This is a genomic window from Thermithiobacillus tepidarius DSM 3134, assembly GCF_000423825.1.
GTDB classification, from domain to species: Bacteria; Pseudomonadota; Gammaproteobacteria; order Acidithiobacillales; family Thermithiobacillaceae; genus Thermithiobacillus; species Thermithiobacillus tepidarius.
On the sequence record NZ_AUIS01000005.1, the window covers coordinates 53,797 to 68,237 of the forward strand.

The 14,441-nt window shown below is 67.6% G+C and carries 17 protein-coding genes; 9 read left to right on the forward strand and 8 right to left on the reverse strand.

The annotated features are described in order from the left end of the window. Positions 1-29: 29 nt before the first annotated feature. From G579_RS0102835 to G579_RS0102845, 3 genes are all read right to left on the reverse strand, one after another. The gene (locus tag G579_RS0102835) at positions 30-638 is read right to left on the reverse strand and encodes a flavin prenyltransferase UbiX (protein ID WP_028988975.1); all 609 of its coding nucleotides are present in this window, start codon (positions 636-638) and stop codon (positions 30-32) included. Beyond that, entirely contained in the window at positions 635-1,987 is a 1,353-nt protein-coding gene (mpl, locus tag G579_RS0102840) for a UDP-N-acetylmuramate:L-alanyl-gamma-D-glutamyl-meso-diaminopimelate ligase (RefSeq protein WP_028988976.1), read from the reverse strand. The genes G579_RS0102835 and mpl overlap by 4 nt, the downstream gene beginning before the upstream one ends. A gap of 187 nt (positions 1,988-2,174) precedes the next feature. Further along, on the reverse strand, positions 2,175-2,753 hold the full coding sequence (locus tag G579_RS0102845) for a hypothetical protein (RefSeq protein ID WP_028988977.1): 579 nt from the start codon (positions 2,751-2,753) through the stop codon (positions 2,175-2,177). 250 nt (positions 2,754-3,003) lie between these two features. On the opposite strand from G579_RS0102845, the gene G579_RS0102850 reads away from it, so the two are divergent. Both G579_RS0102850 and G579_RS0102855 read left to right on the forward strand, forming a co-directional pair. Further along, positions 3,004-3,519, forward strand: a complete 516-nt coding sequence (locus G579_RS0102850) for a Slp family lipoprotein (RefSeq protein ID WP_028988978.1) — start codon at positions 3,004-3,006, stop codon at positions 3,517-3,519. Positions 3,520-3,524: 5 nt separating this feature from the next. Next, complete coding sequence (locus G579_RS0102855; RefSeq protein ID WP_051180765.1) at positions 3,525-4,043, forward strand: Slp family lipoprotein; 519 nt, start codon at positions 3,525-3,527, stop codon at positions 4,041-4,043. A 13-nt stretch (positions 4,044-4,056) separates the two neighbouring features. On the opposite strand, the gene G579_RS15500 is transcribed toward G579_RS0102855, so the two are convergent. The 3 genes from G579_RS15500 to G579_RS15505 form a co-directional block, all read right to left on the reverse strand. Next, entirely contained in the window at positions 4,057-5,439 is a 1,383-nt protein-coding gene (locus G579_RS15500; RefSeq protein WP_051180766.1) for a nicotinate phosphoribosyltransferase, read from the reverse strand. Then, positions 5,436-6,008: a nicotinamidase gene (locus tag G579_RS0102865; RefSeq protein ID WP_028988980.1), complete on the reverse strand. Its 573-nt coding sequence runs from the start codon at positions 6,006-6,008 to the stop codon at positions 5,436-5,438. The genes G579_RS15500 and G579_RS0102865 overlap by 4 nt, the downstream gene beginning before the upstream one ends. 73 nt (positions 6,009-6,081) lie before the next feature. Further along, positions 6,082-6,567 (reverse strand): LEA type 2 family protein, encoded by a 486-nt coding sequence (locus tag G579_RS15505; protein ID WP_038017823.1) that lies wholly within the window; start codon positions 6,565-6,567, stop codon positions 6,082-6,084. 129 nt (positions 6,568-6,696) lie between these two features. Here G579_RS15505 and G579_RS0102875 point away from each other — a divergent pair, with 129 nt between their 5' ends. From G579_RS0102875 to G579_RS0102905, 7 genes are all read left to right on the forward strand, one after another. Beyond that, positions 6,697-7,848 carry an MlaE family ABC transporter permease gene (locus G579_RS0102875; protein ID WP_028988981.1) on the forward strand — a complete coding sequence of 384 codons (1,152 nt, stop codon included), beginning with the start codon at positions 6,697-6,699 and terminating at the stop codon, positions 7,846-7,848. 3 nt (positions 7,849-7,851) lie between these two features. Beyond that, positions 7,852-8,646 carry an ABC transporter ATP-binding protein gene (locus G579_RS15510; protein ID WP_038017825.1) on the forward strand — a complete coding sequence of 265 codons (795 nt, stop codon included), beginning with the start codon at positions 7,852-7,854 and terminating at the stop codon, positions 8,644-8,646. A gap of 3 nt (positions 8,647-8,649) precedes the next feature. Beyond that, a complete protein-coding gene (locus G579_RS0102885; RefSeq protein ID WP_028988982.1) occupies positions 8,650-9,603 on the forward strand; it encodes an MlaD family protein in 954 nt (317 codons plus the stop codon). Between the two features lie 59 nt (positions 9,604-9,662). Beyond that, positions 9,663-10,262 carry an ABC-type transport auxiliary lipoprotein family protein gene (locus tag G579_RS15515; protein ID WP_051180767.1) on the forward strand — a complete coding sequence of 200 codons (600 nt, stop codon included), beginning with the start codon at positions 9,663-9,665 and terminating at the stop codon, positions 10,260-10,262. Positions 10,263-10,612: 350 nt separating this feature from the next. Beyond that, positions 10,613-11,518: a sigma-70 family RNA polymerase sigma factor gene (locus G579_RS0102895; RefSeq protein WP_051180768.1), complete on the forward strand. Its 906-nt coding sequence runs from the start codon at positions 10,613-10,615 to the stop codon at positions 11,516-11,518. Between the two features lie 115 nt (positions 11,519-11,633). Then, entirely contained in the window at positions 11,634-12,035 is a 402-nt protein-coding gene (locus tag G579_RS0102900) for a ClpXP protease specificity-enhancing factor (protein ID WP_028988984.1), read from the forward strand. Between the two features lie 223 nt (positions 12,036-12,258). Further along, entirely contained in the window at positions 12,259-12,897 is a 639-nt protein-coding gene (locus G579_RS0102905; RefSeq protein WP_028988985.1) for a transglycosylase SLT domain-containing protein, read from the forward strand. Between the two features lie 114 nt (positions 12,898-13,011). Here G579_RS0102905 and G579_RS0102910 read toward each other — a convergent pair whose 3' ends face one another. Both G579_RS0102910 and G579_RS0102915 read right to left on the reverse strand, forming a co-directional pair. After that, complete coding sequence (locus tag G579_RS0102910) at positions 13,012-14,208, reverse strand: NAD(P)/FAD-dependent oxidoreductase (RefSeq protein ID WP_028988986.1); 1,197 nt, start codon at positions 14,206-14,208, stop codon at positions 13,012-13,014. A 35-nt stretch (positions 14,209-14,243) separates the two neighbouring features. Next, positions 14,244-14,432 carry a DUF3330 domain-containing protein gene (locus G579_RS0102915; protein ID WP_028988987.1) on the reverse strand — a complete coding sequence of 63 codons (189 nt, stop codon included), beginning with the start codon at positions 14,430-14,432 and terminating at the stop codon, positions 14,244-14,246. Positions 14,433-14,441 lie beyond the last annotated feature (9 nt).

Sequence of the window (14,441 nt, forward strand, 5' to 3'; positions counted from 1 at the left end):
CGGCTGAGCGGGCGAGGCCAAGCTGGCTGCTAAGCCTCCCCCCAACGCCTGCCAATGCCGCTCTCCACGCCCAATTGATCCAATATCCGCGCCACCACGAAGTCCACCAAGTCCTCCACGCTCCGCGGGCTGTAGTAAAACCCCGGGCTGGCCGGCAGCACCACCGCCCCCAGGCGCGCCAGCTTCAGCATGTTTTCCAGGTGGATGGCCGAGACCGGCGCTTCGCGCGGCACCAGGATGAGCTTGCGCTGCTCCTTGATGACCACGTCGGCGGCGCGCTCGATGAGATTGTTGCTGAGGCCGTGGGCGACGGCGGCGAGGGTGCCGCCGGAGCAGGGACAGATGACCATGGCCTCGGGGGCGCTGGAGCCGGAGGCGACCGGGGCGAACCAGTCGTCCTTGGCGAAGGCGCGCAACTGGCCTGGCGCCGCCCCGAAGCGTTCGCCCAAGATCTGGGCCAGGGCGGCGGGCGCCTGGGGCAGCTCCAGGCCCACCTCCTCCTTGACCACCAGGCGCCCGGCCTCGGAGAGCATGAGATAGACCGGCCGCCCGGCCTGGAGCAGCAGTTCCAGCAGGCGCAGGGCATAGGGGGCGCCGGAGGCGCCGGTGATGGCGAGGCTGATGGGCGCGCCGCTCATGGCTCCCGGGCCCGCAAGGCGGCGAGCAGGCGCTCGTGCAGGCCGCCGAAGCCGCCGTTGCTCATGATCAGCACATGGTCGCCGGGCCGCAGCTCGGCCAAAAGCGCCGCCTGCAGGCCGTCCAGATCGGCATGGACGCGGGCCTGGCCGGCGAGGCTGCCGGTCGCATCCCAGCCCAGATCCGCCGGCGCGTAGACGAAGGCCGCGTCCGCGCCACGCAGGGAGGGGCCCAGGCTGTCCTTGTGCACGCCGAGGCGCATGGTATTGGAGCGCGGCTCCAGCACGGCGATGATGCGCGCCTCGCCCACCCGGGCGCGCAGCCCGGCCAGGGTGGTGACGATGGCGGTCGGGTGGTGGGCGAAGTCGTCGTAGACGCGCACGCCGTTCACCTCACCACGCAGCTCCAGGCGCCGCTTGACGTTCCTGAAGCGGCCCAGGGCCTGGGCGCTGGCGGCCACCGGCACGTCGGCATGGCGGGCGGCGGCGATCACCGCCAGGGCGTTGTGGACGTTGTGAGTGCCGAGCAGCTCCCAATGCACCTCGGCCACGGCCCGGCCGTCCTCCAGGACGCGGAAGCGGCTGCCGTCGGCGGCCAGCAGCTCCGCCGTCCACTTGCCCTGCCCGAAGTGCTCCACCGGCGTCCAGCAGCCACGCGCCAGCACCTCGGCCAGATGCGGATCGGCGCCGTTGGCGACGATCAGGCCGTTGCCCGGCACCGTGCGCACCAGGTGGTGGAACTGGGTCTGGATGGCGGCCAGGTCGGGGTAGATGTCGGCGTGGTCGTATTCCAGGTTGTTGAGAATGGCGGTACGCGGCCGGTAATGGACGAACTTGGCGCGCTTGTCGAAAAAGGCGGTGTCGTACTCGTCCGCCTCCACCACGAAGAAGGGGCTGTCGGTGTTGCGGGCCGACACGCCGAAGTTTTCGGGCAGGCCGCCGATGAGAAAGCCGGGGTTCAGCCCGGCATCCTCCAGCACCCAGGCGAGCATGCTGGAGGTGCTGGTCTTGCCGTGGGTGCCGGCCACCGCCAGCACCCATTTGCCGACCAGGTAATGGCGCGCCAGCCACTCGGGCCCGGAGACGTAGGGCAGGCCCAGGTTCAGCACCGCCTCGATCTCGGCATTGCCGCGGGAAATGGCATTGCCCACCACCACCAGGTCCGGGCGCGGCTCCAGGTTCTCCGGACGGTAGCCTTCCATGAGCGCGATGCCCTGGCTTTCCAGGAAGGTGCTCATGGGCGGGTAGACGTTGGCGTCCGAGCCGGTTACCCGATGCCCGGCCTGCTGGGCCAGCACCGCGATGCCGCCCATGAAGGTGCCGCAAATGCCGAGAATGTGAATGTGCGCCATGGAAGCCGATTTACCATGCTTGGCAGTACGTTGACTGCGCGGGTCTAGGGGAACTGGACAATGGAGCCCATCTGTCCAGCGTGTCTGCTACCTTTCCGAAAGGATAGCGGGGAAATTAGCTGCATGCCGGGGTTGTGGCAAGATGCGCGGCTCCACCATCCAGAGCAGGCCCCGCACTTCGCACCGGCTAGTGCATCGCGCCCCGCGCCGGGCGGCCGCTGCTCTCGAACTGCCTTTCCATGGCTTGGTTGGCCTGTTCGAAGAGCACGCCGAGCTTTTCCTGAATCTCCAGGAACAGCGCGGCCAGCTCGGGCTCCTGCTGCAGGACCGGGTGCTCCTCCAGGGAGCGGACCAGGAGGTCGCGGGTCAGGCCGACCCGCTCCACGACCTCGAAGTAGGCCCAGGTATCCGGCGGCGCGGCGTTGGCCGAGGCGAGCTCCTGGGTGTAGTACCAGAGCAGGGCGGCGCGGGTGACTGCCCGGGGAGCGCTCTCCTCCTCGATCTCCACCGTCTGCCACTCGTGGCTGACGGGCTCCTGCCAGTCCAGGTAGGCTCGGAACATGCTCCCGTTTTCCGCGCTGACGAATTCCAGGCGCACGCCCACGCCCAGCTCGGCCAGGCGCGCGATCAGCTTCTCCGCGTCATCCCAGTCGTCGGCGTAATGGGGCATGACCGTAGGATCCGCGTAGCCCATGACCAGGGTTTCCACGCGGCGGATGTAATTGTCGTCGATGACGGCCAGTCTGGCGTAGTTCAGATTGTCCATGCTTCGCTTCCAAAGGCCCGGGGCCTGCTGGGGTTCGACATCCTCGGGTATTCCGGCTGCCCCGCCACGCGAGCGGGAAAACGCCGGAACGGAAATAGCACGAAACTATACCATAAAGCGGGCGAAAGCACCGGTGCCCAGGCCGGCCGGTCCGCCCAGCGGCCGATATGCAGGGCTGAACACCGGCCTTTGAAGCTGGTCTAAATATTGTATGCCGCAGGCACGCAAGCCTGACCGCAGTGAGGCCACCATGGAAAAAGGGTTTCTGATCGTTGCGCTCGCCCTGCTGCTGAGTGCCTGTGCCACCACGCCGGCCCCCTTGGCGACCGGCCCCTTTGCCGACATCACCCCCCAGGCGGCGCAGAACCAGAATCTGAGCGGCCAACGGGTGCGCTGGGGCGGCAGCATCGTCAGCACGACCCCCGGCCAGAGCGATACCTGCTTCGAAATCGTGAGCCGGCCTTTGGACAGCACCGCGCGGCCCGAGGAAACGGATCGCAGTCTCGGCCGCTTCATCGCCTGCGCGCCCGGCTTCCACGATCCGGCCGTCTACGCCAAGGATCGGGAAATGACCGTCACCGGCGTGCTGGAGGCACCCGTGGTGCGCAAGATCGGCGACTACGATTACCGCTTCCCGCGCGTGCGGGCGGAGCAGATCTATCTGTGGCCGAAGCGGGTCGAATATGTCCCCGGCTACTACTATGATCCCTTCTACGACCCGTTCTGGTCGCCGTGGCCCTATCGCCGCTGGCCCTACTACTGGTGAATGCCATGAAGAACACAAGATCCATCGGTATCCGTGCCGCTGCCCTGAGCCTGGCCCTGGGCGTCCTGGCAGGCTGCGCCACCACCACACCTTTCGGCAAGGGCGTGCTGGAGCGGGTGGACCGCAGCGTCACCCCGGCCCAGGTGGTCTCCACGCCGGGCGCCTTGCAGGGCCGCGAGGTGCTCTGGGGCGGACAGATCATCAGCAGCCGCAACCTGAACAACGGCACCGAGCTGACCGTACTGGCCTATCCCCTGGACAGCCGTGGCCGGCCCGACACGGACCAGGCGGCGCAGGGGCGCTTCATCGCCCTGCAGGCGGGCTATCTGGAAACGGCGGACTACGCCCCCAACCGCCAGATCACGATCTACGGCCAGGTGAGCGGTGTGCGCCAGGCGCAGGTGGGCGAAGCGAGCTATCCCTATCCGGTGGTGCAGATCCAGCAGATCCACCTGTGGCCCACCGCGAGCACCTACCGCTACCCGCCCGTGCATTTCGGCGTCGGCGTGGGCATCGGTCTCTAGCCCCGCCGACGCGTCAGCCTCGGAGGCGGCCGCGGATGCGCGCGCTCGTCTCTTCCAGGCGCGCCAGCAGCTGCGCCGACAACTGCACGGGATACGCGGCCGCCGGATCGAGCGCGCGCAATGCCGGCGGCAGCGCGGCCACGGCGGCGCGACAGTGGGCCTGCAACTCGGGCAGTGCCGGTGCCGCATCGGGCAGAACCCGGCCGTCCCGCATCACCGGCCGCAGCAGCGGCTGGCCCGGCAACGTCTCTCCCAGCGCCGCCACCGTATCGCCGGCAATCCCCCCCGCCGCATCCGCGACGCGAAATACCTGCTTGCGCCCAGGCACGCTGCGTTTACCGGCGGACAGCTTGATGCGCCCCTGGCCGCCATACTCCACCAGCTTGTAGGCGCAATCCACCGTCGGCGCGTCCAGGGAGACATCCATGTTGGTGCCGACGCCGAAGCCGTCCACCGGCGCAGCCGCCGCCAGGATCCGTTCGATCTCGTACTCGTCCATGCCGCCGCTGGCGAAGATCTCCACCGCTTCGAGGCCGGCGGCATCCAACTTGGCGCGCGCCGCCCGGGCCAGCTCGGCGATGTCGCCCGAATCGATGCGGATGCCGCGCACCCGGAAATCCGCGCCCAGTTCCGTCTTGAGCCGGATCACGGCTTCCACGCCGGCCAGGGTATCGAAAGTATCCACCAGGCACACGGTCTGCGGATCGGTGGCGGCAAAGGCGCGGAAGGTCGCCAGATCGTCGCCGAAGGCCTGCACCGCGCTGTGCGCCATGGTGCCGCTGATCGGGATGCCGTAGCGCAGGCCGGCCAGCACGTTGGACGTGCTCTGCGCTCCGGCGATGAAGGCGGCGCGCGCCGCCTTCATGCCGGCATCCAGGCCGTGGGCGCGGCGCAGGCCGAAATCCACCACCGTGCGCCCGCGCGCCGCCAGCACCACGCGGGCGGCCTTGCTGGCGATCAGGGTCTGGAAGTGGAGCTGGTTGATCAGCAGGGTCTCGATGAGCTGCGCCTGCGGCAGCGGCGCGCTCACCTGGAGCACGGGCTCGTGGGCGAAGACCGGCGTGCCCTCCGGGACTGCCCAGATCTCGCCGGCAAAGCGCCAGTCGGCCAGGTATTCGAGGAAGGCGGGCTTGAAGCGCCCCGTGCCTTCGAGCAGCGCCAGGGCGCGCGGCCCGAAGCGCAGGCGCTCCAGGTGGTTCAATACGGTGCCGAGCCCGGCGAAGACCAGGAAGTTGCGGCTCGGCGGCAGATCGCGGAAGAAGAACTCGAAGACCGTATTCTCCTGGCGTCCATGCTCGAAATAGGTTTGCAGCATGGTGAGCTGGTAGAGGTCGGTGACCAGGATCAGCTCATCTGCCGCGATGGGGGCATCGGGCCAGCGGGCGGCGGGGCTCAAGGCTGCTCTCCCGTCACGATCTCCGCGCCCGCCTCGCGCATCTCGGCCAGGGCCCGCTCGCCGTCGCCCGGCTGCACCTCCACCGGCCGGGTGCCCTCCTGCAGCAGGCGCACGGCAAAGCCTTCCGCCAGCGCCTCCAGCACGGTGGCGTGCACGCAGTAGTCCTGCGCCAGCCCGCCCACCGTCAGCCGGCGGATGTCCAGGGCCAGCAAGCGTCGGGTCAGGTCGGTGCCGTCGAAGGCGGAATAGGCGTCGCGCTCGGGATCGCTGCCCTTGCTGATGATTACCGTACCCTCGGGAATCGCTAGGTCCGGATGGAAGGCGGCGCCCGGCGTGTGCTGCACGCAATGGGGCGGCCAAGGGCCGCCGCGCTCGCGGAAGGAGACGTGATGGGGCGGATGCCAATCGCGCGAGGCGAAGACGGGACGGCGCGCATCGGTGAAGGGCTTGAGCCAGCGGTTCAGCACCGGGATCACCCGATCGCCGTCCCTGACCGGTAGCGCTCCACCCGGGCAGAAGTCCACTTGCATGTCCACCAGAATGAACGCGTCATGGGCCGAAACGTCCATTGCCACCTCCTGCGCAGGATAGGTACACAGGTATTAGTGGCCCGAAACGTGCTTTGTGTTCCCGTGCTCCGCCTCAGCGGGCGGCCGGCGCCGCGCCGGCGCCCGTCAGGGTGCCCCAGTCCAGTTCGCCCTTCTGCTGAAACGGGATGCGCACGCCGAAACCGCGCGACAGGCGCAAATAGCCGTTCACTTCATAGGGGATGCGCTGGCCTGCGGCCAAGCTGAGCGCCTGCCGCGCCAGGCCGAACATGCTGGTGCTGGCGTTAACGTCCACGATGGCGCTGCCGTAGCGGGGCACGTCGACGCGCTGGTTGCTCAGCCCGCGGGCCAGGGTCTGGCCGTTGACCTTCACCTCCACCTCGGCGCCGTCCACGCGCACGCCGAAGTTGTTCGGATTGTCCACCCGCAGGCCGAGCCGAAACTCCTGAGACAGCAGATTCACGTTTTGCAGATTCAGGGTCGCCAGGCTGACCCGGGGCTCTTCCAAGCCGGACAGGGTGGCGCAGGCGCTGAGCAGGGACAGGAGGGCGAGGCTGAGCACGAACAGGGATTTACGCATGAGGTCGCTCCAAGTGGGGGATGGCCGTCTGGAATAACGCCTATACTTGCATTAGGCTGACCGTCGGCGGAAAAGATCTCCGCCGCGCGGCCAAGGACAAAATCAAATTCGGCATGTTAGCATGCGCTCATGAACGCTGAGGCCAATCCAACCCACCCGCGCCCGCCCGGCTGGCAGATGATCCAGGACAGCCCCAGTCCCGGCGCGGCACGCCTGCTGCTGCACGGCGCCTGGAACCTGCAGGGCATCGGCCGGCACATGCAGCAGTTGCGCAGCGAGCTGGGCCGGCTGGCCGGCCAGAATCGCCTGGACTGGGACCTGCGCGCGGTGGACGCCCTGGACACGGCCGGCGCTCTGCTCCTGTGGCGGGCCTGGGGCGCCCGGCTGCCTTCCCGGACCGAGCTGTCCTCCGAGCAGCGGGCCATCTTCGAGCGTCTGGAGGCACTGCCGGCCCTGCCGCCCCCCGCCTCGCAGCCGCTGAACTGGCGCTTGCCGCTGGAGGCCGTGGGCCGCACGGCCATGCGCATCGGCCGCCAGGGCGTCGATGCCCTGGCCCTGTTGGGCTATTTCCTGCTGGACCTGCTGCACGTGCTGCGCCGGCCCGGCCTCATGCCTTGGCGGGAAACCTCGGCCACCCTCTACAAGAGCGGCCCCCAGGCACTGGGCATCATCGGCTTGGTGGGCTTTTCCATCGGCGTCGTGGTCAGCTACCAGTCAGCCCTGACCCTGGCCGCCTACGGCGCCAACATCTACATCGTCAACTTGCTGGGTCTCAGCATCCTGCGGGAGCTGGGCCCGCTCATGGCCGCCGTCATCCTGGCGGGGCGCTCGGGATCGGCCTTCACCGCCCAACTCGGCGTCATGCGCGTGACCCAGGAGATCGATGCCTTGGAGACCTTCGGCGTCTCGCCCACCCTGCGCCTGATTCTGCCCAAGGTGGTGGCTTTGGCGCTGGCCCTGCCGCTGCTGGTGCTGTGGGCCGACGCCATCGCCATCCTGGGCGGCATGATCATCGCCAAGTACCAGCTGGGCATCGGCTACCCCGTCTTCCTCGCCCGCCTGCCCCAGGTCGTCCCCCAGGTCAACTTCTGGATCGGCATCGGCAAGGGCGTGCTCTTCGGCGCCATCATCGCGCTGGTGGCCAGCTTCTACGGCCTGAAGACCAAGCCCAATACGGAAAGCCTGAGCCGCGAGACCACCAACTCGGTGGTCATGTCCGTCACCCTGGTGATCCTGATCGATGCGCTCATCGCCTTCCTGCTCTCGGACGTGGGGCTCTGAACCATGGGTCGGCCGGCTATCGAGGTTCAGGGCCTGTGGACGCAGTTCGGCAACCAGGTGGTGCACAAGGATCTGACGCTGGCGGTGCAGCGCGGCGAGATCCTGGGTATCGTCGGCGGCAGCGGCAGCGGCAAGACCACCTTATTGCGCGAACTCATCGGCCTGCAGCCTCCCAGCCGGGGACGGGTCTGCATTCTGGGCGAGGACATCCAGCGCCTCAGCGCCGCCGAGCAGCGCCGCCTGAGCCAGCGCTGGGGCGTCCTGTTCCAGCAGGGCGCCCTGTTCAGCGCCCTGTCCGTCTTCGACAACATCGCTTTCCCCTTGCGCGAGCTGCGCACGCTGGACGAGGCCAGCATCCGCGATCTGGTCATGCTCAAGCTGCGGATGGTCGGCCTGCGGCCCGCGGACGCGCTCAAGATGCCGGCCGAACTGTCCGGCGGCATGGTCAAGCGGGTGGGCCTGGCCCGCGCCCTGGCCTTGGATGCCGAGCTGCTGTTCCTGGACGAGCCCACCTCGGGCCTGGATCCGGTGGCCGCCAACGCCTTCGACGAGCTGATCGGCCATGTGCGCGACGGCTTGGGCCTGACCGTGGTCATGATCACCCACGATCTCGATTCGCTGGCCACCGTCTGCGACCGGGTGGCGGTATTGGCCGACCAGCGCTTCATCGCGGTGGCGCCGCTCGCCGAGGTGGTGCAGTTGGCCCACCCTTTCATCCGGGATTTTTTTCATGGGGAACGCGGCGACCGGGTGCTGCGCGCTGCGGCGCAGCCCGCCTCGTCTCCGGGAGGTGCTTGAACGATGGAAAATCGCGCACACGCCTTGATGGCGGGACTCTTTCTCCTGCTGTTCGGCCTGGCCCTGGCCGCGGCAGCCCTATGGCTGGGCCAGCGCGGCACCGACCGCGCCACGTACAACATCGTGACACCCTTTACGGTCTCGGGACTGAATCTGCAGGCGCCGGTCAAGTACCGCGGTGTGCAGATCGGCCAAGTGGAGGCCATCGACTTCGATCCGAAAAATCCCGCCCTGATCGTCATTCGCATTGCCGTGGACAAGAGCGCCCCCATCAAGCGCGACACCTACGCCCAACTCTCCTATCAGGGCGTCACCGGCTTGGCCTATGTGGAGCTGGCCGACAGCGGCCAGCCCAGCCCGCCGCTGCAAACCAGCGAGCGCGAGCCGGCCACCATCCCCATGCGCCAATCCTTGCTGGCGGAAGTCGGCAGCTCGGGGCAGATGCTGCTGATGCAGCTCAATGAACTCATGGGCAAGCTGAACAAGCTGGGCAGCGAGGAAAACCAGGCCCACGTCAGCCGCATTCTCGCCAACGTGGAGACCAGCACTGCGGAGATCGTCCAGATGCAGCAGCAGCTGGAGCCCACGCTGCAACGCCTGCCGGGGCTGCTCGCCTCCGCCGAACGCGCGCTCGGCAACACCAACGTGCTGGTGCAGGATCTCGACCGGCTGACCCTGGCCGCCCAGCAGGAGCTCAAAAACGTGGGCAAGGCGGGCGACTCCGTTGCCGCCATGGGACAGGCCGGCGAACAGATCAGCCGGGAGATCAGCAGCACCACCCTGCCGGAGCTGCATGCGCTGATGAACTCCCTGACGCGCACCAGCGAAAGCTTCGACCGGCTCGCCACCCAGCTGCAGCAGCGCCCCCAAAGCCTGGTATTCGGCAAGGGTCGGGCCGCCCCCGGGCCCGGAGAGCGGGGGTTCACTCCACCCACCGCCGAGGAGGCCAAGCCTTGAGTCGCGCCCACCGTTTGCTAGCACTGCTCCTTCCCTTTCTTCTGCTCCAGGCCTGCACGATGATCACGCCGCCTGCTGGCGGCGGCGCCCTGCGGGAGTACTCCCTGGGACGCATCAACGAAGAGCCGCTCTCTCCGCCCGCCGCCAGGCCGCTGCAGGCGGTGCTGCTGGTGTCCACGGCCGAAGCCCCCAGCTGGTTCGACAGCCAGGCCATCTACTATCGGCTCGCCTACGCGGGCAGCGAGAACCTGCAGCCCTATGCCAGCAGCAGTTGGGTGGCGCCGGTCTCCGAGCTCCTGACCCAGCGGCTGCGCGCCTACCTGGCCGCACGTGGTCCCTTCGCCAGCGTCCTCAGCCCCGAGGACGGTGCACGGGCCGACTATGCGCTGCGGGTCAGCCTGGAAGATTTCAGCCAGGTCTTCACGGATAGCCGCAGCAGCAGCGGCGTGGTCCGCGCCCGCTTCACCCTGGTCGATCTGAGCAATCACCAGGTCCTCGCCCAGCGCATCTTCCAGCAGGAAGCCCCGGCGCCGCGCCCCAATGCCCAGGGCGGCGCCGGGGCCTTGGATCAGGCGAGCGAGGCACTCATCCGCTCGGTCGCCGCGTGGCTGGTGGACTTGGCCCCGGAGCTGCGCCCCGCCGGGGCGGCACGGCGTTAGCCATGCTCTGATCGATTCGCCTTCCAGTACCCCGTCGAAAACACGCCGCTGGCCCGAGTCGTCGTCGGCGTGTTTTTCCACCGCTCCTGCCTGCACTTAGCTGCGCAACAAATGGCCAGACTCCGGTCTTTGTCTTCCCCTGATTGACAAAGTTTGTCACCCCTCGGCCGCAAGCCGCGCCATTTCTCAGCTTTTTCACCGTCCGGCAAAGTTGGTGTGCAACTTGCTTAAGGATTGGGCAAGGAGATGATCACCGCGGCGGCCACGCGCCGCCGGCGTCTTCCGCCCGGCCGGACAAGCACATCGCAGCCGCCCGGGCTGTTGAGTTTCACTTGATCAGGATTATGCTCATGGAAAGTTTGAATTACGCAGATCACGCCCCTGAAGTTTTTCACGGCGTGCCGACGCTGGATCTGGAGAGCCAGCCCTTCGCCGGCGATCAGGAGGCCGCGCCCGACACGGACGACACCCCCGTGCCCAACACCTACCTGTCGGCCGCCAAGCGCACGGTCTTTTTGAGCTGGGAGGAGGAAAAGGCCCTGGTCACACGGCTGCGCGCCGGCGACGCCCAGGCGCGTCAGCGGCTCATCGAGAGCCATCTGCCGCTGGTCATCGGCATTGCGCGCGGCTACGGCAACAAGGGGCTGCCCATGGGCGACCTGATCCAGGAGGGCAACATCGGCCTGATTCGCGGGGTCGACCGCTTCTGCCCGGAGATGGGCACCCGCTTGTCCAGCTACGCCACCTTCTGGATCCGTGAAGGCATGCAGCGTTCCCTGATCCGCTCCCGCCTGATCCGGCTGCCGGACTACTTGGCCAAGTCCCTGCACGCCCGCAAGCAGAAAAACCAAGCCCGCGCCGAGCACCCGGACACGGCTGACGCCCCCGCCGCCAAGGCCGATACCCTGGATGCCTGGTCGGATATTCAGGTTTTATCATTGGATGCGCCCCAGAGCGACAATTCCGAGCATACCCTTCTCGACCATCTGGAGGCCGACATGGAGGCCCCCGAGTCCAGCCTGGACGAAGACCGGGTCCGCAACGCGCTGAAGCACTGCATGAACGCCCTCAGTGCCAAGCAGCGGCAGGTGATCTCCCTGCGCTTTGGTCTGGACGACGGTGAACCCTTGACCCTGGAAGAGGTGGCCAGCCGCGTCGGCACCAGCCGCGAAGCCGTGCGGCAACTGCAGGTGCGGGCGCTGCGCTGCCTGCGCCAGGCCATGGAGGAGGAAGGCTGGTCCGGGGTGGAGGGCTGAGAGCCCTGCCGTCTGTCAGGACGAGGCTTGGCGGCCGGCCGGCGCGCCCCGGCGTCGGCGCACGCTGGCAATTTCAGGCAAATGGATTATGATTTCCCCGAACGGAGGAGATGCCATGTTGCCATCCACTGCCAAGCCTTATCTCATCCGCGCCATCTATGAGTGGTGCCTGGATCAGAATCACACCCCCCATCTGCTCGTCGCCGCCGACTACCCGGGCGTCCAGGTGCCCGCCGGCTACGCCAAAGACGGCAAGATCACGCTCAACATCGCCCCGCGCGCGACCCACGGACTGGTGATGAGCAACGACTGGATCAGCTTCATGGCCCGCTTCGGGGGCAAGCCGATGAAGCTGGAAATCCCGACTGCGGCGGTAGTGGCCATTTACGCCACGGAGACCCAGGAGGGGCTGGTCTTCGGCGAGCCGGAGGCCCCCGCGACCCCGCCCTCGCCACCGGCGCCGGAAACGACGCCCAGCACGCCGGGCAAGCGCCCCGGCCTGCGCGTGGTCAAGTAGGATTTCATCTATAATGATGTAAAATGCAGCTCCGGCCGGATGAGCCGCAAGGGCTGCGTCCCGACAAGAATTGTCACCCGAATCCCGTATCGCGGGCCAGGGTGACAATTTTTGTCACATCGCCGCCCCGCAATCAGGGAACCGCTAAGTAATTGTTTGGCAAGATTCTTGCTGGCTATCAGCCACTCACTGTTGACAGGATCGATCACTCGCCGCGTCAAACATGAATAAGAAACCACTTCTCTTCGCCAGTCTGGCCACGAGCATGCTGATCTGCAGCGCGGGGATCACGACCGCCCATGCCGACATCTATACCTACACGGATGCCGATGGCGTGTTGCACATCAGCAACGTGCGGCAGAACAAGCTCTATAAGCTCTACATGCGCAGCGCCGTGAGCCGGCCGCAAAACCCCGCCGCGGGCGCCGCTCCCGCGCGGGGCTATGGTACCCCCAATGCGGCCCGGCGCGCCCAGTTCGAGCAAATGATCGAAGACGCCGCCCGCACCTACATGGTCGACAAGGCGCTGGTGCATGCCGTCATCACGGCGGAGTCGGGCTACAACCCCAATGCCGTGTCCCGCAAGGGCGCCACCGGCCTGATGCAGCTCATGCCCGCCACCGCCCGCCGCTACGGGGCCACCAACCTCTTCGACCCGTGGGAAAACATCCAGGCCGGCACCCGCTATCTGAAGGACCTGCTGCGCATGTTCAACAATGACACGCGCTTGGCAGTGGCCGCCTACAACGCCGGCGAAAACGCCGTGGTGCGCTACGGCTACGCCGTGCCTCCCTATGCGGAGACCGCCAGCTACGTGCCCAAGGTCCTGCACTTCTACGAGCGGTACCGCAGCAGCATGTAAACGCCGCCGCCTCCATGGCGGATCGGGCGGGTCGGCTTTTCGGGCAAGGCGGATTTGACAGCGGTCAGCGCAGACCGCTTGATGGCAGCAGGGGCAGCCGCGCCGATGCGCAGCCTAGCGGAGGCGGCCGCGCAGCTCGCTGGGCCCCAGGCGTTGTTTCGCGGCGATCAGCGCCCGGGCGGCCTCGACCCGATCCCAATTGTTCCAGAGCAGCACGCCCCGGACCAGGCCGCCCTGCAGGTAATAGGCGGTGCCCTGGCGGTAGTCCGCCGGCATGTCGACGAAGGTCTCCAGCCGGCTGGACAGGCGCCCCACCGCCTCGAAGCCGATGTCCAGCAAGTCGCTGAAAAACATGCTCTGATGCGTGAAGGGCGTCTCGGCACCCGCCATGTTGCGGCCCGCCGCCCGGCCGGTGGCGACGGCATTGTCCCAGTGCTCGATGCGCACCGCATCGCCCCAGACCGGATCCGGATAGTTGGCCAGGTCGCCCGCGGCATAAATGCCCGGATGGCTGCTCTGCAGATGGGCGTCGACCCGCACCCCGTCGTCCACCCGCAGGCCGGCGTTGCCTGCCAGCGCAGTGTTCGGCTCCAGGCCCACGCCCGCCAGGATCCAGTCCGCCTCCAGCACCTGGCCCCGCTCCGTCAGCACGCGGCTGCCTTTGTCCGTCGCTTCGATCCGCACGGCCCGATCCTCGGGGCGTAGATGGATGCCGTGCTCGCGGAAGCGTTCGGCCAGGAGCAGGGACAGGGGCAACGGCAACATTTGGGCCAGCGGTCCGGGGCCCGGAAAGAGCATATCGACCCGCACCCCCGGCTGTTGCGCCAGGGCACAGGCCATCTCGGCACCGATAAAGCTGCCGCCGATGATGAGCACGTTTCCGCCCTGGGCAGCCAGAGCGCGCAGCTTGCGGTAGTCGGCCAGGGTCTGCAAGGTGAAAACATGCTCCCGTACGGCGTCCGGCAGATGGCGGGGCTTCCCGCCCATGGCCAGGAGCAGCTTGCCGAAGCCGAAGCGCCGCCCTTGGGCAGTGGTCACCGTCCTGCCACCGGGATCGAGCTCCACTGCCGCATCGTTCAGGTGCAGCGCTACGTCCATGGCCTGCCAGTCGGGAGCGGTTTTGACGTAAATGTCCTCTTCGCGCTTTTTCCCGAGCCACAAGCCTTTGGACAGCGGCGGCCGGTGATAGGGCGGCTCCGGCTCGCCCCCGATCAGCAGCACGCTGCCCTGTCGGTCGAGCTCGCGGATGCCCTGCGCCGCGCTGGCGCCGGCCAAGCCCGCGCCGATGATGAGGTAATCGTAGTCAGCCATTCCCCCCTCCTTGCCGCGCTTGGGCGCCGACGCGGCTAGGAGCGCTTGCCGCCCGCCTTCTGTCGTGCCGCCTCCTCGTTCCAGCGGCTGTAGCAGTCCACGCCGCAGAAGAACAGCACGTAATCCTGCGCCTCCGGATTGACGGCCTCCGATTGCGGAATTTCCTTCAAGCACACCTCGCACTTCACTTGGGGCTCGTCGATCGGTCTGGTCAGCTTGTCCATGTCGGTACC

Coding starts and splice junctions, on each gene's coding strand:
- G579_RS0102835 (WP_028988975.1), bottom strand. CDS start 638: ATGAGCGGCGCGCCCATCAGCCTCGCCATCACCGGCGCCTCCGGCGCC.
- mpl (WP_028988976.1), bottom strand. CDS start 1,987: ATGGCGCACATTCACATTCTCGGCATTTGCGGCACCTTCATGGGCGGC.
- G579_RS0102845 (WP_028988977.1), bottom strand. CDS start 2,753: ATGGACAATCTGAACTACGCCAGACTGGCCGTCATCGACGACAATTAC.
- G579_RS0102850 (WP_028988978.1), top strand. CDS start 3,004: ATGGAAAAAGGGTTTCTGATCGTTGCGCTCGCCCTGCTGCTGAGTGCC.
- G579_RS0102855 (WP_051180765.1), top strand. CDS start 3,525: ATGAAGAACACAAGATCCATCGGTATCCGTGCCGCTGCCCTGAGCCTG.
- G579_RS0102865 (WP_028988980.1), bottom strand. CDS start 6,008: ATGGACGTTTCGGCCCATGACGCGTTCATTCTGGTGGACATGCAAGTG.
- G579_RS15505 (WP_038017823.1), bottom strand. CDS start 6,567: ATGCGTAAATCCCTGTTCGTGCTCAGCCTCGCCCTCCTGTCCCTGCTC.
- G579_RS0102875 (WP_028988981.1), top strand. CDS start 6,697: ATGAACGCTGAGGCCAATCCAACCCACCCGCGCCCGCCCGGCTGGCAG.
- G579_RS15510 (WP_038017825.1), top strand. CDS start 7,852: ATGGGTCGGCCGGCTATCGAGGTTCAGGGCCTGTGGACGCAGTTCGGC.
- G579_RS0102885 (WP_028988982.1), top strand. CDS start 8,650: ATGGAAAATCGCGCACACGCCTTGATGGCGGGACTCTTTCTCCTGCTG.
- G579_RS15515 (WP_051180767.1), top strand. CDS start 9,663: ATGATCACGCCGCCTGCTGGCGGCGGCGCCCTGCGGGAGTACTCCCTG.
- G579_RS0102895 (WP_051180768.1), top strand. CDS start 10,613: ATGGAAAGTTTGAATTACGCAGATCACGCCCCTGAAGTTTTTCACGGC.
- G579_RS0102900 (WP_028988984.1), top strand. CDS start 11,634: ATGTTGCCATCCACTGCCAAGCCTTATCTCATCCGCGCCATCTATGAG.
- G579_RS0102905 (WP_028988985.1), top strand. CDS start 12,259: ATGAATAAGAAACCACTTCTCTTCGCCAGTCTGGCCACGAGCATGCTG.
- G579_RS0102910 (WP_028988986.1), bottom strand. CDS start 14,208: ATGGCTGACTACGATTACCTCATCATCGGCGCGGGCTTGGCCGGCGCC.
- G579_RS0102915 (WP_028988987.1), bottom strand. CDS start 14,432: ATGGACAAGCTGACCAGACCGATCGACGAGCCCCAAGTGAAGTGCGAG.